Source organism: Kribbella sp. NPDC026611, from assembly GCF_040638345.1.
Classification (GTDB): domain Bacteria; phylum Actinomycetota; class Actinomycetes; order Propionibacteriales; family Kribbellaceae; genus Kribbella.
In genome coordinates, this window is the sequence record NZ_JBEZYC010000009.1 from 85,392 (window position 1) to 107,534 (window position 22,143).

Here is a 22,143-nt window from a genome sequence, read left to right on the forward strand (position 1 = left end):
TCAGCGGACGCGCCCCTCACGCAGAGCGGCGAGCGTCTTCTCCAGGCGACGGTCCCGAGTGGCGTCCGTCTTCGCCGACGCCAACTGCAGCACGTGCCACTGCCGGTTGCTGTAGCTGAGCGTGTCCCAGAAAGCTCGAGCGTCCGGGTCACCTGCCAACGCGTCGGCCAAGGGCGTCGGCATCTCCAGTTCCCGCGGCGCGGTGTCCAGCTCCACGTCGACCTCGAGCATCTCCCCCGGCGCAACGCCGGCCTCGGTACGACGCTCCGCCGAAAACCCGAGCAGGTAGCGCCCACCCAGCCGCGCGATCGACGTACGGAACGTGTAGCCCTTCACCGTGACGCTGACCTTCGGCCGCCCACCACCTCCGAGCGACTCGACCACCGACTCCGGGACCTCGAAGCCGGCCGTGTTCTTCCCGGTCAGCAACAGCTCAGCGGTGAACTTCATGGGATCTCCTCAGGCGCGGGTGTCGATGGTACTGCTGAGGAAAGTGGTCTAGTCAGGATGGTTGGCCGTTTGCGGGTGGGCTCGAAGAATGAGGAACCACCCGACCGCAGGAGGTTTCTCCGCCATGAAACCGTCCAAAGCCCTGGCCGCGGCTGTCGCCGCGGCGACTGTCACCACGGCTCTCACCGCGCAGCTTCCGTCCACCGCCCAGAGTCGTGCCCCGCACACCCAGCTCTGGGCGGCGCGGGCGGCGACGCACGTCTTCAAGGACTCGTCGCCGGCCGACACCGGCGGCAGTACGACGCTCCGGCTCGACAGCGCCCGCAACGAGTTCGAGGCGGGCCAGGTCGTCATCCGCCGCGATCAGAGTTTCACGATCAAGCGGGTCAGCTTCACCCCGCTCGTCTCCGGACGCGGCCTGATCCCGGCCGGCGACCTGACCTACAACTTCGTCAAGTACACCGCCCTCAACCACACCTCGGTCTTCGGCGGCAACCAGTACGTGTACGCCCCGAGTCGGCCCGCACCGGACGACTTCCCCGACGGTCTCTCCAACGACCGGTCGACCGCGGTCCCCGCGAACACCACGCAGCCGATCTGGGTCCGCGTCCACGTCCCGAAGACCGTCAACGGCGGCGTGTACCGCGGCCTGGTCAAGGTCGAGACGGACCACGGCACCGAAGTACTGCCGCTGTCTGTCAACGTGCGCCCGGTGACGATCCCGGACGCCAAGGACAGCGGCTTCACCGACGTCGAGTGGACGCTGTTCTTCGGCACGGTCTCGTACCAGGACCCGCCCAGCGGGGTCGAGACGATGCTGCGCAACTACGGCGCCTCGCCGTTCACCCCCAAGTGGTGGAAGCTGATGGAGGACTACGCGAACCTCCGCCGCGACTACCGCAACAACAACCTGACGCTGCCGATGAACACGCTGCTGCTGGCCGGCAACACGACGGTCGACGCCGACGGTACGGCGCACTTCGACTGGTCCAAGGTCGACCAGGTGGTGAAGTTCTTCGCCGACCGCGGCACGGTCAGCCGGCTCGAGGGCTTCTGGGTCAACGGCGGCCCGACCTCCGGCGACCACTGGGGTGTCGAGACCCTCGCCCCGAACGCGGACGGCAAGCCGGTCAAGACCTACGTCCCCTGGGACTCCCCCGCAGCCGACCGCTGGATCCAGCAGTACGTCGGCGCGCTCCGCGACCACGTCAAGAAGATGGGCTGGGAGAGCAAGTGGTGGATGCACATCGGTGACGAACCGCAGGGCGACGCCGGCAGCAAGGGCTGGAACGGCATCTTCGACAAGGTCAAGCAGATCTGGCCGGAGGTGAAGATCGGCGACGCGACCTTCTCGGACCCGGTCGCCTCGCAGGTCAGTACGCGGGAGGACGTCACGATCCCGAACCTGCTCAACTACGAGTGGAACCCGGCCCCGTTCGACCAGGCCCGAGCGAGCGGCAAGGACCTCTGGCTGTACAACTGCAACATCCCGACGCTCGGCTACCTCAACCGCTTCATCGACCAGCCGGAGTACTACCAGCGGCTGATCGGCTGGCTGGCCGCCGCCCGGAACGCCAACGGCCACCTGCACTGGGCGTTCAACAACTGGAACATCTCGATGGACGACCAGGACGTCAAGGGCGACTTCTGGGTGGTGAACCCGGACAAGGAGCACAACCTGCTGGAGCGGACCATCCGGCTCGAGTCGCTGCGCGACGGCATCGAGGACTGGGAGGTCGTGTCGATCCTGAAGAAGACGCACCCGGACCTGGCCACTGACCTCGCCCTGGCGCTGGCCAGCACGCCGGGTACCTTCACCGGCGACGTCACCTACCTCGAGCGGATCCGGTCACTCGTCCTCGACGCGGCCGCGGGCCGCCCGGTCGCCGCACCGGAGCTGGCCGAGCAGATCAGGTCCGGCGCCGCGGTGGATCTGGGCGCTCAGCATCAGGTCGACGGTGCGTTCCTGCAGTGGGGTGCGCAGTACCCGGCCGAGTACACGATCCAGAGCTCGTACGACGGCGTGAGCTGGGTCGACGCGGCCCGTCGTACCAAGGCCAACGGCGGCGAGGACTTCGTCGGGATCAACGCGAAGGCGCGGTACCTCCGGCTCAAGCAGCCGGCCGACGGGCTGGTCAGCTTCAAGGTCGCCGGCTCGCCGCTGCCGCGGGAGAACCTCGTCGGCGGCCGGACCTACACCAAGTCGTGGACGCCACCGGCCAGGTTCCCGGACTCGACCGGCCTGGAGTCGACCGACGGCGTGATCTCGGACAACTGGGGTGACGGCCGGCCGTACGTGATCCAGGGCGGCGACGGCGAGACGAAGGCCTTCGACGTCAGCTTCGACCTCGGCGCCCCGAAGACCGTCCGCGAGGTCGACATGCAGGGGTACGTCGAGTACTCCGGCTACCGCCCCGACACCGTCCGGGTGCTGACCAGCGACGACGGCGAGCACTGGACCGACCGCGGCGGGGTGAGCCGCCCGAACGATGCCTCCGGCAACAGGTTCGAGGTCCGCTTCGCACCGGTCCGGGCGCAGCACGTGAAGGTGGCCTTCACCCGGACCTTCACCAAGGCGGCGGACGGAGTGTTCCTGGACGACATCGAGGTCTACTGATGTCGAGACGGGCGCGGCGGCTCCGACGTACCGGGCGTAACGACGCCTGACGAATGGAGAGATCGTGTCCAAGCCCGTTCTGAACAGCATGTTGCTCGGCAGTACCGACCCGGAGCGGCTGAAGAGCTGGTACCGCGACGGGTTCCAGGCGGAGGTCGACGGGTACGGCAACCTGAACCTCGGCGGGTTCGGCCTGGTGATCGAGCAGCGCGACGACGTCGCGGCGAAGACCGCGGAGCCGGGACGGTTCGTCGTGAACTTCGCGGTCGAGGACATCGAGGCGGCGGCCGCGCAGCTGCGGTCGCTCGACGTGGAGTGGCTGGTGCACCCGGAGGACCGCGGGGTCGGCTGGTTCGCGACCCTCGTCGACCCGGACGGGAACTACGTGCAGCTGATCCAGATGAAGCCGGAGTACTACGCGGGGCTGTAAAAAGTCGTTCGCACCGGAGCTGGGGGTTCCGGTGCGAACGAGGTACTGCGTATCAGGCGCATTGTCAGGGGAGAAAGGCGGCAGGTGAGGGGCAGAACGCCCTCGCTCACCTGCCGCCCCCGTGCTCGGTGAGGAGCACTGGCGCCGGTACCTTTGCTGATCGAGGTGAGGCGACTCGACCGGGCCCCGGTCCGCGTTGGGTTGTCTGGTGAGGTGCGGACCGCGAAAAGGTGCCGGAGGCCCTAATATCGGGCGAGCACCGTTCAGCGTGGTGCTACGTCCCACATGCGCTCGCCGGGCAGCGGGTCGGGGAGCTTGTCGATGGTCGGCATCGGGTCGTTGGTGACCCGGAGGCCGGCGAACCGGCGGCTCATGGCGTCTGCGTACCGCTCGGCCAACGCCGGCTCGGCGTTGTAGTCGGCGATCACGTGCTCACCGAACCAGACACGGACGCGTCGGCGCTCAATGGTCTGGGTGGCGGTGGCGGTTGTCACTGGTCCTCCTGGCTGTTGCATCGCGGTGGACGGCCTGGAAAACGCGGGCGAGCGCGGTGATGGTGCGCCGTAGTGTTCACCGTCACGTCAAATCCAACGCAGCACCCGACCCCAGGTCACGCCCGGATTCCGATTTGTCCGGCGGCGGGCAAACTTTTCCGGAACCGGCCACACCCGAAATCCTCGACCAGGTGTTCGATTGTCTGGATTCAGGAGAACGGGCCGCGGACGGAGACGCCGCCGTCGAGCACCAGCTGCTGGCCGGTGACGTAGGCGGACGCGTCCGACGCGAGATAGACGACGGCCTCGGCGACTTCTTCGGAGCGGCCGAAGCGGCCGGCCGGGATGTCTTCCACCACCTCGGTGGCGACGTGGGCGTTGGCGACCGCGGTGGCGATGGCGCCGGCCGCGGCGACGTTCATCCGGATGCCGTCGCGCGAGTACTCGGCCGCGACCGTCCGGGCCAGGCTGAGGATGCCGGCCTTCATCACGCCGTACGCCGCTTGCTCGGGCGCGGCCATGAAGCCGGTGACCGAGCCGACGCTGACGATCGTGCCGCCGGTGCCCTGGGCGAGGAAGACGCGGAGCGCGGCCCGCACGGCGCGAGCGACGTACCTCAGGTTGACCTCGTAGATCGTGTCCCAGTCCTCGTCGGCCATCTCGTGCAGCTTGACCGCGGGGACGAACGCGACCTGTCCACCGACCACGGTGACCAGTACGTCGAGACCGCCGAGCTTGTCCACCGCGGTCTGGATCATCGCGTCGATGTCGCCCGCCGAACGCACGTCACCGGACACCGGGTACGCCGTCGCGCCCTGCTCACCCAGCGCGTCTGCTGCCTCGGTCGCGCGGGCGAGGTCGACGTCAGCGACCACGACCGCGGCCCCTTCGTTGCCGAAGGCGCCGGTAATCGCCCGCCCGATCCCGCCGCCACCACCGCCGATCACCAGAGCTCGCTTACCACTCAGTCGCATGGTTCGAGGCTAGTTCAGCAGGGTTGCAAGATTCACAGCGTTTCCTCAGGAACGACACGCCGACCTGTCAGAACCACTCCGTACGCTGGATCTTGTGACCATCGAAGACGCTGGAACCAGGCTGCAGACAAACGCTTTAGCGGTCCCCGACCGGGTGACCGCGGACCTGGTCCCGACCACCGAGGCTGGTCCCGGCGCGCTGGCGGCGGTGCAGACCGAGCACCTGATCGGTGACATCGGCGCGGCCCTGCGACTGCTCGACGCGGTCGAGCGCGTGCGTGGGCACGCCCACCCGCTCATCCTCGGCCTGCAGGACGCCGTCGGCATGAAGATGCCCGCCGCCCTCGTCCTGAACGCGATCGCCAACGGCCGCACCACCCCGGACGAGGTGGCCGAGCAGGTCGGCATCACCCCCGGCGAGGCCGAGCTGGCGATCGCCGACCTGGAGGTCCTGGGCATGGTCCGGACCGCGCCCACCCTCACCGTCACCTCGATGGGCCACGCCCGCCTCTCCCAGCTCGACGCGCTGACGGTCCGGATCCTGGATGTCATCACCGGCATCCTCGGCCCCACCGACGCCGCCCACCTGGTCCGCCTCCTGCACGCCGTCGCCGACGGCCTCGAATCCACCCCCGTCACCAAGGCCGTCACCCAGTCCCTCCCGCAAACGGTCCTGCACAACTAACGCCCCGCCCTCCCGTTCCCCTCCCCTCCCCTCCCTCCCCGCCTCAGCCCGGTCGCTGGCTCGGGTCGCGTTCGAGGGGTTATCCGCTGGTGTTGTGGGTTCACCATTGGTATACGAGGGGAGAAGGCTCAACTCGAGGGGATATCCCCTCGTACGTCGGCGCGCGGGATCGGCTCGCGGGGCGGGGTGTCGAAATCGGTGGGGTGGTCTCGACGTAGCTGGTGTCAAGAGACCTAGGAGGGCATCAGATGTTCAAGGACACGAAGGCGTTCAGCGGGTTTTCGGTGGACGACATTCCGGCGGCGAAGGAGTTCTACGGGACCACGCTGGGCGTCGAGGTCTCGGAGGAGAACGGCATGCTCCGGCTGCACATCGCCGGCGGCAACCCGGTGCTCGTCTACCCGAAGCCGAACCACGTGCCGGCGGAGTACACCGTGCTCAACTTCCCTGTGGAGGACATCGAGGCGGCCGCGCGCGAGCTGACCGAGCGCGGGATCACCTTCGAGCGGTACAACGACGAGCACGACGACCTCGGCATCTTCCACGGCGGCGGCCCGCTGATCGCCTGGTTCAAGGACCCGGCAGGCAACGTGCTGTCGCTCATTCAGGTTTGAGGCACGGAGTCGTTGTACTGGCCTAGGCGGCCTGTGTAGCGCTGGCCGTTCAGGTAGGGCCAGGCGTATGCCGTGCAGCCGTGGAGGCCTAGCGTTTGTTGCTGCATGACCGGTGCCGGCTGGCCAGGGCCTGGGCAGAGTTCGTGTCCGCGGCCCAGCCGGTGGCCGGTCTCGTGGTTGACCATGTACTGCCGGTACGCCGTGAGCGGTGCGCCGTATCCAGGGACGCCGTGCGTCCACCGCGCCACGTTCAGCACGACCCGGTCGCCGATCCGGCAACTGGTGTACCGGTCCGGCGCGGCGCCGCAGATCACGTCGCGCGTCTGCGGGGTCACGAGCAGCAGCATGAAGTCCGCCGTCTCCCCCGGCCCGACCTGCTGGAACCGCCACAACCCCCGCGACGCCCACCCTTCCGGCGCGCCGTACGTCGCCCGCACGAACTGCGCGAACGCCGCCTTGTCGATCCCCTCGATCCCGCCCTCGATGCCGATCTGGAACCGCATCACGCGCCCGCCGGTCCCGATCACCCCGGGAACCGCCGGGAGCACGGAGTACGACCGGTTGCCCGCGGCCGGGTACGTGATCACCTCATCCGACCGCGCCGGACCTGAGCTCTCCGGCTGAACCGGCTTCTGTACGACGCCCGATGCCGGCCGGCCGGCGCCCGTCGAACCGGCCGGTCCGATCGACTCGGCCGACACGACCGGAACGCGGTCGGGCAGGCCGTGCCTGGTCAACGGGCTGGCCGGGAGCTGGTACAGCGCTCCGGCCACGACGACGACTCCGACAGCGAGCCCGATCGTCCTGACTACAGTCCAGCGACGCATCTAGCTGAGCTCCTCACACCGCGCCCCCGCGGGCGCGCTCTCACACTGCTCTTGCCCTAGTGCCCACAAACCCTTCTCCACCCACGGGCGGAGACCGGATTTCCACCTCCCGTTTCCAACACACTCGTGTTAGTTTCGATCGAAGAAGCACACCTGTACCAAAACAAGGAGCCTTCGATGAACCGCTGGACCGCAGGCCTTGCCGCGGTGACCCTGCTGACCGCCGCGACGCCCGTGATGACTGCCTGGGGAGCACCGCCGTTGCCGCATCTGACCGCGGACACGAACCGCGACGGCCTGCTCACTCCCGCCGACGACGCCGGCAAGACGACCTGGACCGACGACCGCGGCGCGATCTTCCTGCCCAACCTCGACGACGACCAGCGCCGCTGCAAGGTCGACCCGGCCGAGCTCGATCTCCGCGGCCGCGCGGTCGACGACAAACTTGCCGCCTGCAACGATGCGGCCGACGACCGGATCAACGGCCCGCGCGACGCCGCTGACCTGGCGCCGCTCGCGATCGCTGCCCAACGCAACCTTTCGCCGACCGCAACCGGCCGTATCACCATCACGCCCGCGGACAAGGCCCGCGTCTTCGCCGCCGGCCGTCCGGTGAGCTCACTGACGGCCGGCCAGCTACGCAACGGCGTACGTCTGGCGTTGGAAGGCCGCGACATCGTCCGCGATCCGGCGAAGTGGGACGGCCTGATCACCGTCACCGTCGAGGTCACCGATCAGGGCCGGACCAGCTCGGATGCAGTCCGGATGCGCGTCGCGCCGCTGATGTTCCAGAACGATCTCCAGCCCGCGCAGACCGTGCTGGCCGGCCGTCCCGCAAAGGGACCCGGCTGGTGGGACGGTACCCCGCCGTACCCGGACGGCGTACCCGGGGAATGGCGGAAGTTCGCCCAGAGCTTGCGTAAGGCAACCACCAGGGTCCGGTTCGTGAAGGGTACGCCGGACGGCTGGAAGGACATGTGGTGGCAGGACACCTTCGAGCCCACGACCGCGAGCATGCCGGCCGTCGGCGGCCCGCACACGATGCGCATCCTGATCCGCTCCGGCAACGTCTGGGACATCGGCGGTACGTCGACCCCACGGCCCGCCGGCCGACTGCTGTACCGCGATCTCCGCGGACCGGACGTCGGCATCGTCCAGGAGCTCGCCGCCACCGCTTCGGACAGCCTCGACGACCTGCTGAACATGGGCGGCAACCTCGAGTCGCTCCCGCCGTACGCCGGGTACCCGCACGGCCGGATCGTCTACGGCTCCGGCGAGCGGCACCCGGATCCGGGCTTCATCACGATGGTGAAAAGCCAGGGGTACCAGCCGCCGCTGACGATCGACACCTCCTGGCTGATGGTCGGGCACGCCGACGAGACGACCCACGTGGTCCGCGCGAACAACGCCCGCGGCTGGACGCTCGCGGTCGCCGACCCGCGGCTCGCCGTACGCCTCCTGCGAGGGCGCCCCTACCCAGGTCTGAACCTCACCGACAACGAGGCGGCCGCGAAGCACATCGACGACCAGCTCAAGATATTGCTCGAGGCAACGGGCTTGCGGGCCGACGAGCTCGTCCACCTGCCCGTCCTCTTCGACCGCGTACCCAGGTACGGGCTGCTCAAGGCACTGACACCGGACCTGGTCAACGGTATCTCACTCACCGAGCACGAGTTCGCCGCTCCGGACCCGCACGCCCCCAAGGTCAACGGCCGGGACATCTTCAAGAGCGCGACCGAGCAGGCTCTCGCCCGCAACGGCGTCCGGGTCCACTGGGTCGAGGACTTCTTCTGGGCACACCTCGGCGGCGGCGAGGTGCACTGCGCGACCAACGCCCTCCGCGACACCAGCCGCGCTACGCCCTGGTGGTCCGGAACCGCATCGTCGGGTACTTCGCCTCGATGAACCCCAGCCCGAGGTAGAGGTCGGCACCGTAGTCGGTCGCGTGGAGCTCCACCTGGCCGACCGCGGTCTCGTCCTGGAACCAGTCCATCAATGCGACCACGCAAGCCCGAGCCAGCCCTCGCCGGCGAAAGTCGGGCTCGGTGCTGACGTTGTAGAGGTGTCCGCGCGCGGTCGTCAGATCGTTCGGCCCCGGCGCGTGCAGCTGGATGTCGCCGGCGGCACCGGCCACCACGCCGGCGACCGGGTCGTCGACGACGTACGCCGCGAACGTGTCCGGGTCGGCGAGCCGCCGCGCGAAGAAGTCGAGCGCGATGGCGCGCCAGGGTGCGTCCGGTCCGCCGACGTCGACGCCCATGGCGGAGAGCACCAACCCGCGCAAACGGACCAGGGACTCCGCGTCGTCCGGCTGTGCTCGGCGTACCTCGATGTCGGTCACAGCTCACATCGTGCCAACTTTTTGCCGGGTCAAGGAATCGAAGGGGGTATGGCCCCGAGCAGAGCGCAGCGTGCTGCGCGTCCCAGCTGCGCCCGGAGAGAGCGGCGACGATCGGCGGTGGGGGCGCTGGCGATCGCGGTCCTCGGGGTCCTGCTGCCGGGTACGGCGTACCTGGCCGCCCGGCGGTACCGGCTCGGCGCTGCCATCACGACGCTGAGCCTGCTCGGGTACGGCGCAGCGGCGTACCTCGTGCTGCGGAAGCGGGACGCGGTGATCGGCTGGGCGCTGGACCCGAACGTGCTGCTGTGGATGATCGCCGGCCTGGGGATGCTGGCGATCATCTGGGTGACCGTGCTGGTCACGTCGTACAAGATGCTCCGCCCGCTCACCGCCTCACCGGGCGCTCGGCTGGCCGGGTCGCTGGTGGTCGGGGTGGTGGCGTTCGCGCTGGCCGTGAGTACGGCGTCGGGCGCGCAGACGCTGGTCGCGCAGCGGAGCCTCGTGGACAAGGTGTTCGCCGGTGGGGAGTCGCAGAGCCGGACCCGGCCGAAGATCTCCTCGAAGAAGGACCTCTGGCAGCAGCTCCCGCGGCTGAACATCCTGCTGCTCGGCGCGGACGACGGCGCCGGCCGGCAGGACACCCGGACCGACTCGGTGATGGTCGCGAGCATCGACACCCGGACCGGAAACACCTCGCTGATCTCGCTGACCCGGAACTTCATGCGGATGCCGTTCCCGCCGGACTCCGAGCTGCACAAGATCTACCCGACCGGCTTCTGGGACCCGCACGGCGAGAAGGAGCAGCCGGAGTTCTACCTGGACGCGATGTACCGCAACGTCCCGAAGCTGCACCGGGATGCGATCGGGCCGTCGGACAACCCGGGCGCCGACGTGCTCAAGCTGTCGGTCGGCGAGGCGCTCGGGCTGCAGATCCACTACTACGTGCAGATCAACCTGGCCGGGTTCGCGCAACTGGTCGAGGCGCTCGGCGGGATCACGGTCAACATCAACTACCCGGTCCCGGTCGGCGGCAACGACGACAAGCACATCCCGCCGAGCCGGTACCTGCAACCGGGACCGGACCAGCACCTGATGGGGACCGACGCGCTGTGGTTCGCGCGCGGCCGCTACCGGGTCCCGACCGCGGACCTGGCCCGGCAGGCCCGCCAGCGCTGCGCGGTCAAGGCGATCGTCGAGCGCGCGACGCCGCAGAACGTGCTGGCCAACTACCAGTCGATCGCGAAGGCCGGCGAACAACTGATCCGGACCGACATCCCGCAGGACCTGCTCGGGCAGTTCGTCGCGCTCGGCCAGCGGGTGAAGACCGCGAAGATCGCCAACGTCGACCTGGACAAGAAGCACAACTTCCCGACCGGCGAGAACCCGAACTACGCCGCCATGCGCGAGATCGTCCGGAAGGCGCTCAACCCGGTCCGGACGACCACCCAGCCGGTCCGGCCGAAGACCACCACCAAGCCGAAGACGAGCACCATCAAGCCGCCCACGAACGCGGCCGACCTGACGTCGGAGTGCGCCTACCACCCGGGCTCACCGGGCTAGGCGTAGCGGACGCCCAGGCCGCCGTCGACCGCCCAGTTGGCGCCGGTGACGAACGCAGCTGCTTCGGAGGCGAGGAAGCAGACCACCTCGGCCACGTTCTCCGGCGTACCGATCCGGCCGAGCGGGTGTACGCCGAGCGCGTGCTCGCGTTCGTGCGGGAACTCGCCGAAGAACTCCTCGAGCAGGTCGGTGGCGATGTACCCCGGGCTCACCGCGTTGACCCGGACGTTGTGCGGGGCAACGTCCAGCGCGAGCGAGCGGGTCATGCCGAGCAGGCCGGCCTTGGCCGCGGCGTACGGGAACATCCCGGCGGTGGTCAGCTGCGCATGGATCGAGGCGACGTTCACGATCGCGCCGTGCCGGTGCTCGATCATCGAGGGCAGCACCTGGCGGGCCAGCAGCCAGGCGCCCTTCAGGTCGACGTCGAAGACACCGTCCCATTCGGCCACGGACATCGTGGTCGCATCGGCGTACGAGTTCTTGCCGGCGTTGTTGACCAGCACGGTGACCGGTCCACCGAGCTCCTCGGTCAGCCTGCCGACTGCCTGCCGCACCGACACCTCGTCGGTGATGTCGCCGACCGCGGTCGCGACCTTGGCACCGGACAGCTCGGCCTTGGTGGCGGCCAGTTGATCGCCGAGGACGTCGATCAACCCGACGGCTGCGCCTTCCTCGGCGGCCTTGAGCGCCACCGCCCGGCCGATCCCCCGCGCGCCGCCGGTCACCAGCACAACCTCGTTCACCAACCGTCCCGTCATGCCTCGACCCTAGGCTCGAGTGGGACGGCGAGACACCCCCTCGACCGTCAGCTGGGCGGCAGGACGCAGAACTCGTTGCCGTCCGGGTCGGCCAGCACCACCCAGTCGACATCGCCCTGGCCGATGTCGATGCGCTGGGCACCTAGCGCGATGAGGCGTTCGACCTCGGTCTGCAGGTCGCCGCCGGGCGGCGTCGCCAGGTCCAGGTGCAGGCGGTTCTTCGGTGCCTTCGGGTTGACCGGCGGGCCACCCCAGCTGATCTTCGAGCCGCCCTGCGGCGACTGGATCGCGGTCTCCTCGTCCTGGTCCCAGACCAGCGGCCAGTCGAGCGCTTTGCTCCAGAAGTACCCGACTGCCTGGCTACCGTCCGACGACAGCGCACCGATGAAGTCGGTGTTCGCGAGGAAGTTGTTACCGGCCTCGACCACGCAGAACTCGTTGCCCTCGGGGTCCGCGAGGACGACGTGCAACTCTTCGGGCCGCTGGCCGATGTCGATGTGCTTGGCGCCGAGCTCGAGGGCGCGCGCGACGGTCGCCTGCTGCGCCTCGGGCGTCGCGCTGCTGAGGTCGAAGTGCATCTGGTTCGCCCGGTCCTTCACCCGGTCGCTGGCCACGAAGCGCAGCCGGAACTGGGTGTCCTTGTCCGGCAGCACGTCGCACCCCTCGGTCTTCCGGCCCATCAGAGCAGCCCAGAACTGGGCGAGTCGGACCGGGTCGTGGGCGTCGAAGGTCAGTGCGTGCAGTGTGAGGGTCACCTTGTCGAGGCTAGGTCGCGGTGGCGGTCGGCCGCAAAGCAAATACGGCGGCGGCCGTCCGGGCGTAGCGGTCCGCCGCGGCTCGGCTCAGCGGCTGCCGGAGCAGGACGAGCTGGTGGTACAGCGGCGCGGTCGCGGTCATCACGACCTGGTGGGCCTCCGTCGTGGGTGCGACCTCGCCGCGCTCGACGGCACGCCGTACGACGATCTCCGTGCGGGCGTAGCGGTCGATCCAGAACTGGGTGAGTGCATCGGCCGCTTCCAGCGTACGGAAGGAGGCGGCGATCACCGCACGGGTGAGCGACGGCTCGGCGGTGAGGGCTTCGTGTACCTCGCGGTTGACGGCTCGCAGGTCGCCCTCGAGGGAGCCGGTGTCCTTGGGCATCCAGTCGTCGTCGATCCCGGCCTGCAGCAGGTCGACGAGCAGGCCGGCGACCGACTTCCACCGGCGGTAGACGGTCGTGCGATGAACACCGGAACGGATCGCGACCGCGTCGATCGTCAGCCCGTCGTACCCGTGCTCGGCGAGCTCGGCCTCGACCGCGGCCAGCACCTCGGTCCGCACCCGGGCTGTCCGCCCACCTGGCCTGCTTGCGCGTCCGGCATCGGTCATGCCATCATCTTAACGCAACAGTCGTCGTATTAAGGAGCCGGCCAGTGATCTTCTGACCCCCGCCGTTCGCATCCCACGAACCCGCGAGTCAGGAGGATCTCTATGTCTACCCAGCTGTCTCTGCACGCTGTCAGCAAGTCCTACGACCACCACCTGGTGCTCGACCAGCTCACCGCCGCGTTCCCGCCCGGCCAGGTCAGCGGTCTGATCGGCCAGAACGGATCCGGCAAGTCGACGTTGCTCGACGTGCTGGCCGGGGCCTTGAGTCCGTCGGAAGGCTTCGTCGCGCGGCGCGGGCGGATCGGGTATCTCCGGCAGGAGGTAATCGAACCGCGGCCGGACGAGACGCTGCGGCGGGCCCTCGGGCGGTCTCCGGGCGCGACCGGGCTCGGACTCTTCCGCCCGGAGCAACTGATCACGCGGGTCGGAGCGTTATCTACAGGTCAGCGCCGGCGGTTGGCGCTGGCGCGGTTGCTGACCACGCCGTTCGACGTACTGCTGCTCGACGAGCCGACCAACCACCTGTCCCTCGCGCTGGTGGAGGAGCTGGAGGCGGCGCTCGACGGGTACGCCGGTGCGCTCGTGGTCGTCAGCCACGACCGCCGCTTCATCGCCCGCTGGCGCGGGACCGTCGTCGACCTGAAGGAGAGCTCTCTTGTCAGTCACTGAAATCACCGTCGCCGGCCCGAACGACGGTCCGTACGGCGTCGCCGTCGCCGGTGGTGAGGTGTGGACGACGCTCGTCCACACCGGCCGCCTGGCGACGGCCTCCGGGCGGGTCTTCGACCTGGAGGCACCGATGTCGCGGCCGAGCGTGGTCGTCGCGGGGCCGGACGACGCGGTGTGGTTCACCCGGAGCGGGGATCACCGGGTCGGGCGGCTCGGGTACGACGGGACGCTGTCCGCGATCGACGTCGCCGGGTCGCCGTACGGGCTGTGCGTCGGGCCGGACGGGGCGTTGTGGTGCACGCTGATGGATGCCGACGCGATCGCGCGGGTCACGGTGGACGGCTCGGTCACGACGTACCCGATCGGGGTGGCGGGGGCGTTTCCGGCGATGATCACTAGCTTTGCTGGAGACTTGTGGTTCACGCTGAACCAGGCGAACGCGATCGGGCGGATGACTCTCGAGGGTGTGGTCACCACTTATCCGCTGCCCACGGAATCCGCCGGACCGGTGGGCATCTGCGCGGGAGCCGATGCGATCTGGTTCGTCGAGATCCTCGCCGGCCAGGCCGGACGAATCACGGCTGAGGGAAAGATCGAGGAGTTCCCTTTACCTGTGGATTCGAAGCCGCACGCGGTGGCTCCGGTGGCGGGTGGTGGATGCTGGATCACGCTCTGGGCGACCGGCGCGCTGGTCCGATTGGATGCCTCCGGCAACATTGTCGAAGAGCATGCCCTGGGCAAAGATTCTGAGCCGCACGGGCTGGCGCTGGGCCTGGACGGGTCGGTCTGGGTCGCACTGGAGAACGGGGCGCTGGCTCAGAAAGCTTAAATGCGATGGTTCAACGATAGCGTTGAACGTATGGATGCTGATGCGGTAACGCGGCTGCTGGGGCGGCCGCGGGTGCTGGGGTTGGGCGAGCCGACGCACGGGTCGACGGCGCTGCTGACGCTGCGGAACGAGTTGTTCCGGCAGCTGGTCGAGGAGGCGGGATACCGGACGATCGCGCTCGAGAGCGACTGCATGATGGGGCTGATCGCAGACGAGTACGTGGCGTCCGGTACCGGCGGGCTCGACGAGGTGATGGAGCGCGGGTTCAGTCACCATGAGCTGGGCGCGGGGCCGGGCAACCGTGAGCTGGTGCGGTGGATGCGGTCCTACAACGACGGGCGGCCCGCGGCCGAGCAGGTTCATCTCATCGGCTTCGACGGACCGCTGGAGATGAGCCACGCGGCCAGTCCGCGCCAGGCACTCACCGCGCTGCACTCCTATCTCGGCGAGTGGGTCGACGCAGGTCCGGCGGCCGTCCTCGACGAGCTGCTCGGCGACGACGACGCATGGACGAACCACGACGCGATGATGGTCCCGTCCGCATCCATCGGCCGAAGCCCTGAGGCACAACAGCTCCGGCTGCTCGCCGACGAGCTGACCAGTGTGCTCGACACGCAGACGCCCTACCTGATCGCGGCGACCTCGCGCGATGCGTGGGACCGGGCTCGCCTGTATGCGCGCACTGCAACGGGTCTCCTTCGCTACCACGCCTGCATGGCCGCGCCGGTGCCCGATCGTTGGGCGCGGCTCTCGGGGCTGCGGGACGCGATGATGGCGGCCAACGTCATCGCCGCCGCCGAGCGATCACCCGTCCTGGTCCACGCCCACAACAGTCATCTCCAACGCCCGATCAGCACGATGCGCATGGGCGACCAACAGCTGGAGTGGTGGAGCGCCGGCGCCCAGGTCAGTGCCCGGTTGGGATCGTCGTACGCCGTGATCGCGACGGCTGTCGGGACGATCCGAGCGCACGACGTCGGCGTACCGCCTGTGGACACGATCGAAGGTCACCTCGACAGTCTGCCTGCGCAGTTGCATGATCCACGACAGCTGCCGACTGGATTCGCTCCTCGGCGCTCACCGTGGTTCGGCTATGCGCCGCTCGACCCAGCGCAGCTGCCGACGTACGACGGAGTGATCTATCTCAAGGAGGCGTGAGTAGCTTCACTCCCGGGAGGGAGGACGGCGGCGGCCGCGGGGAGGAGAGTGGTTGCTGTGAGCACAGTGCTGATGGGGCGGGGGTCAGCAGCGCGGGTCAAGGACGTGCTGTCGATCGGGCGGCCGGCGTTCTGGGTGGTGTCGGTGGTCCCCTACTACACGGGGATCCTGCTGGCCACGCACCGGCTCGTGCCGCCGTTGGCGGAGTGGCCGCGGCTGATCATCGGTGCTGTCGTCCTGGGACCGTTGGTCTGGCTGGCTGTGCTCGGGATCAACGACGCGTACGACCTGCCGAGCGACCGCCTCAACCCGCGAAAGTCCAAGTCGCCGCTGCTGGACGGACGGATCACGCTCAAAGCCGTTAAACGGTTGGCCTTTGCGGCCGCCGTCGCCGCGGTCGGACTCAGTCTGCAGGTCGGCATCATCTTCGCCGGCGGCGTCCTGCTCGCGGTTCTGCTCGGTTACGCGTACTCCGTCCCGCCGGTCCGGCTCAAGACCCGCGCCGGCTTCGACGTCGCCGTCAACGCCCTGGCGTTGGGCGCTTTCGGCCCGCTCGCCGGGTGGGCCGCCATCAACCCGGACCTGAGCGATTTCCCTTGGCTGATGGGCCTCCAGGGCACGCTGGCCGCCGTGGGCCTCTACCTCCCCACCACCATCGCCGACCTCCCCGCAGACCGGGCAGCCGGCTACCACACCATCGCAGTCCGGTACGGCGCCCGCACGGCGTACCTGATCGGCTACACCGCCTGGATCGCCGCCGCAGCCCTCTCCGTCATCCTCGCCGCGACCGCCACGATCATCCCCCGCACCATGCTCCCCCTGGAACTGATCATGGTCCCGGTCCTCGTCGCCGCCTACCGCAAACTGATCGGCCAACCTCAATCCTTCAAGAACATCATCATCCTCGCCACCCTCTTCCTCTTCCCCTGCCTGACCTTCGCCCTCACCTACGCCGGCGTGCTGGGGCGGTTTCGGTAAAGGCGGTTGGCGGAATCGGCAAAGATTTGATCACTGATCTTTACATCGATGGACCGGGCCGGGATGGTTGGGGACCATGACTCTGACCCGCCCAGAGCTCGAGACCGACTACACCCTCGGCCGGTCCGACATCAGGCATTTCGCGGAGCACGGATTCGTCAAGCTGAAGAACGTGCTGAGCGCGGACACGATCGCGGCGTACGAGCCGGAGATCACCGGGAAGGTGATCGAGCTCAACACGCAGGATCTGCCGATCGAGGAGCGCGACACCTACGGCAAGGCGTTCCTCCAGGTGATGAACCTGTGGCAGGACAGCGAACGCGTGCTGGAGTTCGTGTCCTCGCCCCGGCTCGCGCGGATCGCGGCGCAGCTGCTCGGCGTACCGTCGGTGCGGCTGTACCACGATCAGGCGCTGTACAAGGAGTCCGGCGGCGGCGTCACCCCGTGGCACGCAGACCAGTACTACTGGCCGTTCACCACCGACCGCTGCGTCACCGTCTGGATTCCCTTGCAGGAAACGCCGATGGAGATGGGTCCGCTCTCGTTCGCGGCCGGCAGCCATACCTTCGAGCACGGCCGCAACCTCCCGATCAGCGACGAGTCCGAGCAGGTACTGCGGGACGCGCTGGCGGAGCAGGCCTTCCCGGAGGTGTCCGAGCCGTACGAGCTAGGCGAGGTCAGCTACCACCTCGGCTGGACCTTCCACCACGCCCCCGAGAACACCACCGACATCCCCCGCCGGGTGATGACCGTCATCTACGTCGACGCCGCCATGGAGATCGCCGCACCGGCCAACCACGAACAGGAGAACGACCTCGCCAGACTGGATGCCAGGCAACCAGCCCGGCGAACTGATCTCCTCGCCCCTCAACCCGATCCTCTACTAGCAGCGCACGTCGTAACCGCCGGCGCAGAGGTTATGGCACTGGGAACGATGGGGGCGGACCTTCGCCGGTGGAGCCGTCGGCTGCTTCGCGGAGGAGGTCGGCGTGGCCGGTGTGGCGGGCGTACTCCTCGATCATGTCGGCCAGCAACCGGCGCACGCTCATCCCGGCGTGGGTCGGTTGATCGAGGTCACCGCTCGCCAGCGCCTCGGCGAGTGCGGATCTGGATCGGTGCACCGCGCCGACCCATAGTGCCCGTAGCGCCTCCGGCGTGTCGTCCGCTGCGGTGCGCCACGGCCGGTCCCAGTCGGTCTCGGGATCGAGCGCGTCGAACGGCGCCATCGCCGGCCGACCTGCCAGGTGGCCCTGGAAGTAGAGCTCTTCTACCCATGCCAGGTGCTTGAGCAGACCGCCCAACGTCACCGACGAGGCAGCGACTCGCAAGGTCATGGCCTCGGCGCCGATGTCGGCGCATTTCCACGCGAACGTACGCCGGTTCCGCTCCAGCGTGATCAGGGCGGTGTCGAGCTCGTCACCGTGAAGGAACAGTTCGACGTCCCACGCCGGCGGCTTACCGACGGTGAAACCCGGAGGAAGTTTGGCAACCATACGGATCACCGTAGGCCCGGTTCCGGACGAAACCCTTCCGCATTGCAGTCGGTTCAGGGAACGAATGTGACCGCCGCCGTCAGTCTTGACCGACGGCCGCACGGTCGCGCAGCGTGTCCTTCTTGGATTTGTTCCCGCAGGTGTTCATCGAGCACCAGCGGCGCGTGCCGGGCCGGGAGGAGTCCAGGAACAGGGCTCGGCAGTCGTGTCCGGCGCAGTGGCGGACCCGGCCGATGGCCGTCGAGCTGACCAGGTCCACAGCGTCTCGGGCAACGAGGGCCAGGGTCGCCACGACCAGGTCGTCGGCTCCCCAACGCAACCGGCCCGCAGGGTCCAGCCACGGCGCCGGGACCGGCAGCGCGGCCATCTCGTTGACGGTCTCGCGCGCCTGCGCGGGACACGACGCGACCCCGGCCTGGCCGCGCGCCGCGGTGATCAGCTCGTAGATCGCCTCACGCAGCACCCGCGCCCGGGCATCCTGCCCCTCCCCGGTCGACTCCTCCGGGCCGAACTGACCGGCCGGGCCGAACTGGCGGACCCAGGCCAGCAGCGCGGCCGGATCCGGCAACTCCTCCTCGACGTCGGCGGTGCCGCCGTGGCGGAGGGTCCGGATGAAGTCCAGGCACAGCCGCCCCGCTCCACCGCGAAACGCGGGGACGGGCCTCGCAGCAGTCATGGCAACACCATACCCCGCGGAACCGGTTTAACTGGTACCGTGACGAACCAGTTAAACCGGTTCCGATTGCGAGGCCTCATGTCCCACGACCTTCAACGGCCCGACCGCACCGGTACCGCACCGGGGCGCCCGCTGATCCTGCTGCTCGCCCTGGCCTGCGGCATTGGCGTGACCAACGTCTACTTCCCGCAGGCGATCGTCCCGCTCGTCGCCGGCGGACTGCGCGTCACGCCCAGCGCGGCCTCGGCGGTGGTGACCGCGGCGCAGTTCGGCTATGCCGCTGGGATCTTCCTGCTGGTACCGCTCGGCGACAGGCTGACGCACCGCCGCCTGATCGTCACCCTGCTGACGATCACCGGCCTGGGCCTGGTCGTCGCTGGGACGGCGCCCACGCTGCCCGTGCTGGTGGCGGCCAGCGCCCTGATCGGCGCAGCGACCGTGGTCCCCCAAATCATCATCCCGATGACGGCGGGACTGGTGCCGGCCGACCGGAATGGTGCAGTCACCGGCACTCTGCTCAGCGGCTTGATCGGCGGCATCCTGCTCGCCCGCGCCTTCAGCGGCATCCTCGGGCAGTGGCTCGGCTGGCGCGCCCCTTACCTGGTCGCGGCGGCGGCCACGGCACTGCTCGCGCTGATCCTGGCCATGGCACTGCCCACCACAACCCCGTCCTCACGCGAGCGCTACCCAGCACTGCTGGCCACCTCTCTCCGTCTACTGCGCACTGAACCGGATCTGCGCCGCTCGGCCCTGTACCAGGCGCTGATCTTCGCGGGCTTCACCGCGGCCTGGACGAGCCTGGCACTCCTGGTCACCGGACCGGACTACGGACTGGGCGCCTCGGCCATCGGGCTGATCGCACTGGTCGGCGCGGTGAGCATGTTCGCCAGCCCCATCGCCGGGCGCTACGCCGACCGTCGCGGGCCAGACCCGGTCAACCTGGTCTGCATGGTGGCTGTCATCGGCGCGGCCGCCCTGCTCATCACCGGCTCCTTGGGTCACGCCGTCGGCCTGATCGGGCTGACCGCGGGCATGCTCGTGCTCGACGTGGCGATGCAGTCGGGCCAGGTCGCCAACCAGGCAAGGATCTTCGCGCTGCGGTCCGAGGTTCGCAGCAGGCTCAACACCGCCTACATGACTTGCGCCTTCCTCGGCGGCAGCATCGGCTCCTGGCTCGGCGTGCGCATCTACAGCACCTTCGGCTGGACCGGCGTATGCCTACTCGTGGCAGCACTGGCCGCCCTCGCCCTCACTCGGCACCTCGTCGGTAGGCGAAGTGACCTCTGTACCTATTAGTATGTACAGCATGATGCCAGGGATCAGTCGAGTGGTTGTGCTTGATCAGAAGTTGCCGGAGGCGCTTGCCGTACGGCGGATGGAGGTGCGGCGGATCACGATCGAGCCGGACACCGCGGTGGGTGCGCACGTGCACAATGGCCCGGTGTTCGGGAGTATCGAGGAGGGGTCGGCCGTGTACCAGCAGGCCGCGGACGACGAGGAGGTTGTGCTGCGCCCGGGCGACGTCTTCTACGAGCCGGCCGCCGAGCGGATCTCGCGGTTCGACGCGCTGGAAGAAGGCGTCACCTTCCTGGCCTACTTCCCGCTCACGGAAGGCCAGGAGTCCGCGCTGGACCTGATCTCATAGCGTCCGCTTCTGCGGGTAGATCGTCTCGCCGCGCTCCAACTGCGCCACGAACTGAGCGATCTTCTTCGCGCGCGTCTCGGCGCGCTTGACTGTCGTCACCCGGTAGATCACCGCGAACCGGTTCGCGCTGGTCAGGATCTCGAACATCGCCTGGGCTCGCGGCGAGGCGGCCAGGGCCGCGGCCAGGTCGTCCGGAATCTCCGCACGGCTGGACGTGTCGTACGCCGCCTCCCAGCGACCGTCCGCCTTCGCCCGCTCGACCTGCACGCGGCCGGCGGCCTGCATCCGGCCCTCCGTCTCCAGCCGGGCGATGATGTCGACGTTCCGCTGCGACCACATGCTGCGCGGCCGCCGCGGGGTGTACCGCTGGATGAACGTCGACTCGTCTCGGCCCTTGCGCTGGCCGTCGATCCACCCGTGACACAAGGCTTCCTCTAGCGCCTCGTCGTACGTGAGGCTGGTCGGCGTGGTGACGTTCTTCTTCGCGAGCACCAGCCAGACGCCCTCGTCCTGCCGATGATTCGCGACGAGCCACTCCCGCCAGGCAGCGGCATCGGCGACGGTCAGCTCGATCATGAAGCAGCGTCCTGGAAGCGCCCGGCCAAGTGCGCGGCGGCATCCTTCAACTCCCGCGGTCCCTCGAACTCCAGGTCGCACTCGAACATCCCGAACGACGCGGCCAGCCCCGTCCATGACCATGCGGTCAAGGTGAGCCGGCACGAGGTCGGCGTGAGCTCCTCGACGACGGTCCCGTTTCGCCCCGCCCACTGCGCGATGTCGCGAGCCTTCGCCTGCAGGATCGCCGTACCGCGGCAGGTGAACTGCTCCCCGGAGGTCTTGAACCGCGAAGCGATGTACGTCGCCACGTCCGGCGTCGGCAGCTCCCGCGGCGTGAACCGCGGACCGGTCGGCGTCTTCGGCGTCATCCGGTCCACCCGGAACGTCCGCCAGTCCTTCCGGTCCAGGTCCCAGCCGACCAGGTACCACCGGCCGCCCCACGTCACCAGGTGGTGCGGCTCGACCTTCCGCGGCGGCACCCACTCGTCGGACGCGCCCGGCGAGGCGTAGTCGAACCGCAGTACCTCGTTGGCCCGAAGCGCCATCCCGATCGCGATCAGCTGCTCGGAATCCACGGTCGTACGACGGTCCGCGTACCGGTCGACCGTGGTGACCTGCAGCGCGTCGACCCGCTGCCGCAACCGGGCCGGCATCACCTGACGAACCGTGGCGAGCGCACGCAGCGCCCCCTCCTCGATCCCGGTGACCGTCGTGGTCGCGGTCTGCAGCGCGACCGCGACCGCGATCGCCTGGTCGTCGTCGAACAGCAACGGCGGCAGGTCAGCACCCGCGTCCAGCCGGTAGCCACCATCAGGACCCTTGGTGGCCCGGACCGGATATCCCAGGTCGCGCAGCCGATCCACGTCGCGCCGGACCGTTCGCGGGCTCACCTCGAGCCGTTCGGCCAGCAGCGCACCAGGCCAGTCCCGCCGCGCCTGCAGCAACGAGAGCAACGCCAGAAGTCGAGCCGAGGTTTCGGACATGACCTCAGCTTGGCACGAGTAGCGGCCATGTCCTGT

General features: G+C 68.9%; 24 protein-coding genes and 1 pseudogene. 13 read left to right on the forward strand and 12 right to left on the reverse strand.

Annotation, left to right across the window (positions count from 1 at the left end; translation table 11 throughout):
* Entirely contained in the window at nt 1-450 is a 450-nt protein-coding gene (locus AB0E69_RS31690; protein ID WP_360154481.1) for a YdeI/OmpD-associated family protein, read from the reverse strand.
* Nucleotides 451-574: 124 nt separating this feature from the next.
* Here AB0E69_RS31690 and AB0E69_RS31695 point away from each other — a divergent pair, with 124 nt between their 5' ends.
* Nucleotides 575-3,067 carry a glycoside hydrolase domain-containing protein gene (locus AB0E69_RS31695; protein WP_360154483.1) on the forward strand — a complete coding sequence of 831 codons (2,493 nt, stop codon included), beginning with the start codon at nt 575-577 and terminating at the stop codon, nt 3,065-3,067.
* Between the two features lie 64 nt (nt 3,068-3,131).
* Complete coding sequence (locus AB0E69_RS31700; protein WP_360154485.1) at nt 3,132-3,497, forward strand: VOC family protein; 366 nt, start codon at nt 3,132-3,134, stop codon at nt 3,495-3,497.
* A 263-nt stretch (nt 3,498-3,760) separates the two neighbouring features.
* Here AB0E69_RS31700 and AB0E69_RS31705 read toward each other — a convergent pair whose 3' ends face one another.
* The gene (locus tag AB0E69_RS31705; protein ID WP_360154488.1) at nt 3,761-3,991 is read right to left on the reverse strand and encodes a hypothetical protein; all 231 of its coding nucleotides are present in this window, start codon (nt 3,989-3,991) and stop codon (nt 3,761-3,763) included.
* Nucleotides 3,992-4,200: 209 nt separating this feature from the next.
* Nucleotides 4,201-4,965: an SDR family oxidoreductase gene (locus AB0E69_RS31710; protein ID WP_360154491.1), complete on the reverse strand. Its 765-nt coding sequence runs from the start codon at nt 4,963-4,965 to the stop codon at nt 4,201-4,203.
* Nucleotides 4,966-5,059: 94 nt separating this feature from the next.
* Here AB0E69_RS31710 and AB0E69_RS31715 point away from each other — a divergent pair, with 94 nt between their 5' ends.
* The gene (locus AB0E69_RS31715) at nt 5,060-5,650 is read left to right on the forward strand and encodes a MarR family transcriptional regulator (protein ID WP_360154494.1); all 591 of its coding nucleotides are present in this window, start codon (nt 5,060-5,062) and stop codon (nt 5,648-5,650) included.
* A gap of 248 nt (nt 5,651-5,898) precedes the next feature.
* Nucleotides 5,899-6,264 carry a VOC family protein gene (locus tag AB0E69_RS31720; RefSeq protein ID WP_360154496.1) on the forward strand — a complete coding sequence of 122 codons (366 nt, stop codon included), beginning with the start codon at nt 5,899-5,901 and terminating at the stop codon, nt 6,262-6,264.
* On the opposite strand, the gene AB0E69_RS31725 is transcribed toward AB0E69_RS31720, so the two are convergent.
* Nucleotides 6,255-7,091: a DUF3152 domain-containing protein gene (locus AB0E69_RS31725; RefSeq protein ID WP_360154499.1), complete on the reverse strand. Its 837-nt coding sequence runs from the start codon at nt 7,089-7,091 to the stop codon at nt 6,255-6,257. The genes AB0E69_RS31720 and AB0E69_RS31725 overlap by 10 nt on opposite strands.
* A 177-nt stretch (nt 7,092-7,268) precedes the next feature.
* On the opposite strand from AB0E69_RS31725, the gene AB0E69_RS31730 reads away from it, so the two are divergent.
* Entirely contained in the window at nt 7,269-8,996 is a 1,728-nt protein-coding gene (locus tag AB0E69_RS31730) for a protein-arginine deiminase family protein (RefSeq protein WP_360154502.1), read from the forward strand.
* Here the strand turns inward: AB0E69_RS31730 and AB0E69_RS31735 are convergent.
* Nucleotides 8,947-9,432: a GNAT family N-acetyltransferase gene (locus AB0E69_RS31735; protein ID WP_360154505.1), complete on the reverse strand. Its 486-nt coding sequence runs from the start codon at nt 9,430-9,432 to the stop codon at nt 8,947-8,949. The genes AB0E69_RS31730 and AB0E69_RS31735 overlap by 50 nt on opposite strands.
* A gap of 117 nt (nt 9,433-9,549) precedes the next feature.
* Here AB0E69_RS31735 and AB0E69_RS31740 point away from each other — a divergent pair, with 117 nt between their 5' ends.
* Nucleotides 9,550-10,992: an LCP family protein gene (locus tag AB0E69_RS31740; RefSeq protein WP_360154508.1), complete on the forward strand. Its 1,443-nt coding sequence runs from the start codon at nt 9,550-9,552 to the stop codon at nt 10,990-10,992.
* On the opposite strand, the gene AB0E69_RS31745 is transcribed toward AB0E69_RS31740, so the two are convergent.
* From AB0E69_RS31745 to AB0E69_RS31755, 3 genes are read right to left on the reverse strand one after another with little or no spacing between them, the layout of a single operon-like run.
* Nucleotides 10,989-11,750: a glucose 1-dehydrogenase gene (locus AB0E69_RS31745; RefSeq protein WP_360154511.1), complete on the reverse strand. Its 762-nt coding sequence runs from the start codon at nt 11,748-11,750 to the stop codon at nt 10,989-10,991. The genes AB0E69_RS31740 and AB0E69_RS31745 overlap by 4 nt on opposite strands.
* A 47-nt stretch (nt 11,751-11,797) precedes the next feature.
* Nucleotides 11,798-12,505 (reverse strand): VOC family protein, encoded by a 708-nt coding sequence (locus AB0E69_RS31750; RefSeq protein ID WP_360154514.1) that lies wholly within the window; start codon nt 12,503-12,505, stop codon nt 11,798-11,800.
* A 10-nt stretch (nt 12,506-12,515) separates the two neighbouring features.
* A complete protein-coding gene (locus AB0E69_RS31755) occupies nt 12,516-13,118 on the reverse strand; it encodes a TetR/AcrR family transcriptional regulator (protein ID WP_360154517.1) in 603 nt (200 codons plus the stop codon).
* 102 nt (nt 13,119-13,220) lie between these two features.
* Here AB0E69_RS31755 and AB0E69_RS31760 point away from each other — a divergent pair, with 102 nt between their 5' ends.
* From AB0E69_RS31760 to AB0E69_RS31780, 5 genes and pseudogenes are all read left to right on the forward strand, one after another.
* On the forward strand, nt 13,221-13,787 hold the full coding sequence (locus AB0E69_RS31760; RefSeq protein WP_360154520.1) for an ATP-binding cassette domain-containing protein: 567 nt from the start codon (nt 13,221-13,223) through the stop codon (nt 13,785-13,787).
* The gene (locus tag AB0E69_RS31765; protein ID WP_360154523.1) at nt 13,774-14,616 is read left to right on the forward strand and encodes a virginiamycin B lyase; all 843 of its coding nucleotides are present in this window, start codon (nt 13,774-13,776) and stop codon (nt 14,614-14,616) included. Before AB0E69_RS31760 ends, AB0E69_RS31765 begins: the two co-directional genes overlap by 14 nt.
* A 30-nt stretch (nt 14,617-14,646) precedes the next feature.
* Nucleotides 14,647-15,774: an erythromycin esterase family protein gene (locus AB0E69_RS31770; RefSeq protein WP_360154526.1), complete on the forward strand. Its 1,128-nt coding sequence runs from the start codon at nt 14,647-14,649 to the stop codon at nt 15,772-15,774.
* A gap of 57 nt (nt 15,775-15,831) precedes the next feature.
* Nucleotides 15,832-16,752, forward strand: coding sequence for a UbiA prenyltransferase family protein (locus AB0E69_RS31775; RefSeq protein WP_360154529.1), 921 nt, complete (start codon nt 15,832-15,834; stop codon nt 16,750-16,752).
* Between the two features lie 76 nt (nt 16,753-16,828).
* Nucleotides 16,829-17,437 (forward strand): annotated as a pseudogene (locus tag AB0E69_RS31780) (phytanoyl-CoA dioxygenase family protein); the annotation flags it as partial.
* Between the two features lie 232 nt (nt 17,438-17,669).
* Here AB0E69_RS31780 and AB0E69_RS31785 read toward each other — a convergent pair.
* On the reverse strand, nt 17,670-18,245 hold the full coding sequence (locus AB0E69_RS31785; RefSeq protein WP_360155285.1) for a DUF664 domain-containing protein: 576 nt from the start codon (nt 18,243-18,245) through the stop codon (nt 17,670-17,672).
* 79 nt (nt 18,246-18,324) lie between these two features.
* The gene (locus AB0E69_RS31790; protein ID WP_360154532.1) at nt 18,325-18,921 is read right to left on the reverse strand and encodes a CGNR zinc finger domain-containing protein; all 597 of its coding nucleotides are present in this window, start codon (nt 18,919-18,921) and stop codon (nt 18,325-18,327) included.
* 78 nt (nt 18,922-18,999) lie between these two features.
* On the opposite strand from AB0E69_RS31790, the gene AB0E69_RS31795 reads away from it, so the two are divergent.
* The gene (locus tag AB0E69_RS31795) at nt 19,000-20,217 is read left to right on the forward strand and encodes an MFS transporter (protein WP_360154535.1); all 1,218 of its coding nucleotides are present in this window, start codon (nt 19,000-19,002) and stop codon (nt 20,215-20,217) included.
* Between the two features lie 31 nt (nt 20,218-20,248).
* On the forward strand, nt 20,249-20,566 hold the full coding sequence (locus tag AB0E69_RS31800) for a cupin domain-containing protein (protein ID WP_360154537.1): 318 nt from the start codon (nt 20,249-20,251) through the stop codon (nt 20,564-20,566).
* On the opposite strand, the gene AB0E69_RS31805 is transcribed toward AB0E69_RS31800, so the two are convergent.
* Nucleotides 20,561-21,142: a YdeI/OmpD-associated family protein gene (locus AB0E69_RS31805; RefSeq protein WP_360154540.1), complete on the reverse strand. Its 582-nt coding sequence runs from the start codon at nt 21,140-21,142 to the stop codon at nt 20,561-20,563. The two genes, AB0E69_RS31800 and AB0E69_RS31805, sit on opposite strands and share 6 nt — an antisense overlap.
* The gene (locus AB0E69_RS31810; protein ID WP_360154543.1) at nt 21,139-22,107 is read right to left on the reverse strand and encodes a WYL domain-containing protein; all 969 of its coding nucleotides are present in this window, start codon (nt 22,105-22,107) and stop codon (nt 21,139-21,141) included. The genes AB0E69_RS31805 and AB0E69_RS31810 overlap by 4 nt, the downstream gene beginning before the upstream one ends.
* Between the last annotated feature and the right edge of the window lie 36 nt (nt 22,108-22,143).

What these genes read in the sequence shown, in the direction of transcription:
- AB0E69_RS31690 (WP_360154481.1), bottom strand. Translation starts at nt 450, where the DNA reads ATGAAGTTCACCGCTGAGCTGTTGCTGACCGGGAAGAACACGGCCGGC.
- AB0E69_RS31695 (WP_360154483.1), top strand. Translation starts at nt 575, where the DNA reads ATGAAACCGTCCAAAGCCCTGGCCGCGGCTGTCGCCGCGGCGACTGTC.
- AB0E69_RS31710 (WP_360154491.1), bottom strand. Translation starts at nt 4,965, where the DNA reads ATGCGACTGAGTGGTAAGCGAGCTCTGGTGATCGGCGGTGGTGGCGGC.
- AB0E69_RS31720 (WP_360154496.1), top strand. Translation starts at nt 5,899, where the DNA reads ATGTTCAAGGACACGAAGGCGTTCAGCGGGTTTTCGGTGGACGACATT.
- AB0E69_RS31725 (WP_360154499.1), bottom strand. Translation starts at nt 7,091, where the DNA reads ATGCGTCGCTGGACTGTAGTCAGGACGATCGGGCTCGCTGTCGGAGTC.
- AB0E69_RS31730 (WP_360154502.1), top strand. Translation starts at nt 7,269, where the DNA reads ATGAACCGCTGGACCGCAGGCCTTGCCGCGGTGACCCTGCTGACCGCC.
- AB0E69_RS31745 (WP_360154511.1), bottom strand. Translation starts at nt 11,750, where the DNA reads ATGACGGGACGGTTGGTGAACGAGGTTGTGCTGGTGACCGGCGGCGCG.
- AB0E69_RS31755 (WP_360154517.1), bottom strand. Translation starts at nt 13,118, where the DNA reads ATGACCGATGCCGGACGCGCAAGCAGGCCAGGTGGGCGGACAGCCCGG.
- AB0E69_RS31760 (WP_360154520.1), top strand. Translation starts at nt 13,221, where the DNA reads ATGTCTACCCAGCTGTCTCTGCACGCTGTCAGCAAGTCCTACGACCAC.
- AB0E69_RS31770 (WP_360154526.1), top strand. Translation starts at nt 14,647, where the DNA reads ATGGATGCTGATGCGGTAACGCGGCTGCTGGGGCGGCCGCGGGTGCTG.
- AB0E69_RS31785 (WP_360155285.1), bottom strand. Translation starts at nt 18,245, where the DNA reads ATGGTTGCCAAACTTCCTCCGGGTTTCACCGTCGGTAAGCCGCCGGCG.
- AB0E69_RS31790 (WP_360154532.1), bottom strand. Translation starts at nt 18,921, where the DNA reads ATGACTGCTGCGAGGCCCGTCCCCGCGTTTCGCGGTGGAGCGGGGCGG.
- AB0E69_RS31795 (WP_360154535.1), top strand. Translation starts at nt 19,000, where the DNA reads ATGTCCCACGACCTTCAACGGCCCGACCGCACCGGTACCGCACCGGGG.
- AB0E69_RS31805 (WP_360154540.1), bottom strand. Translation starts at nt 21,142, where the DNA reads ATGATCGAGCTGACCGTCGCCGATGCCGCTGCCTGGCGGGAGTGGCTC.
- AB0E69_RS31810 (WP_360154543.1), bottom strand. Translation starts at nt 22,107, where the DNA reads ATGTCCGAAACCTCGGCTCGACTTCTGGCGTTGCTCTCGTTGCTGCAG.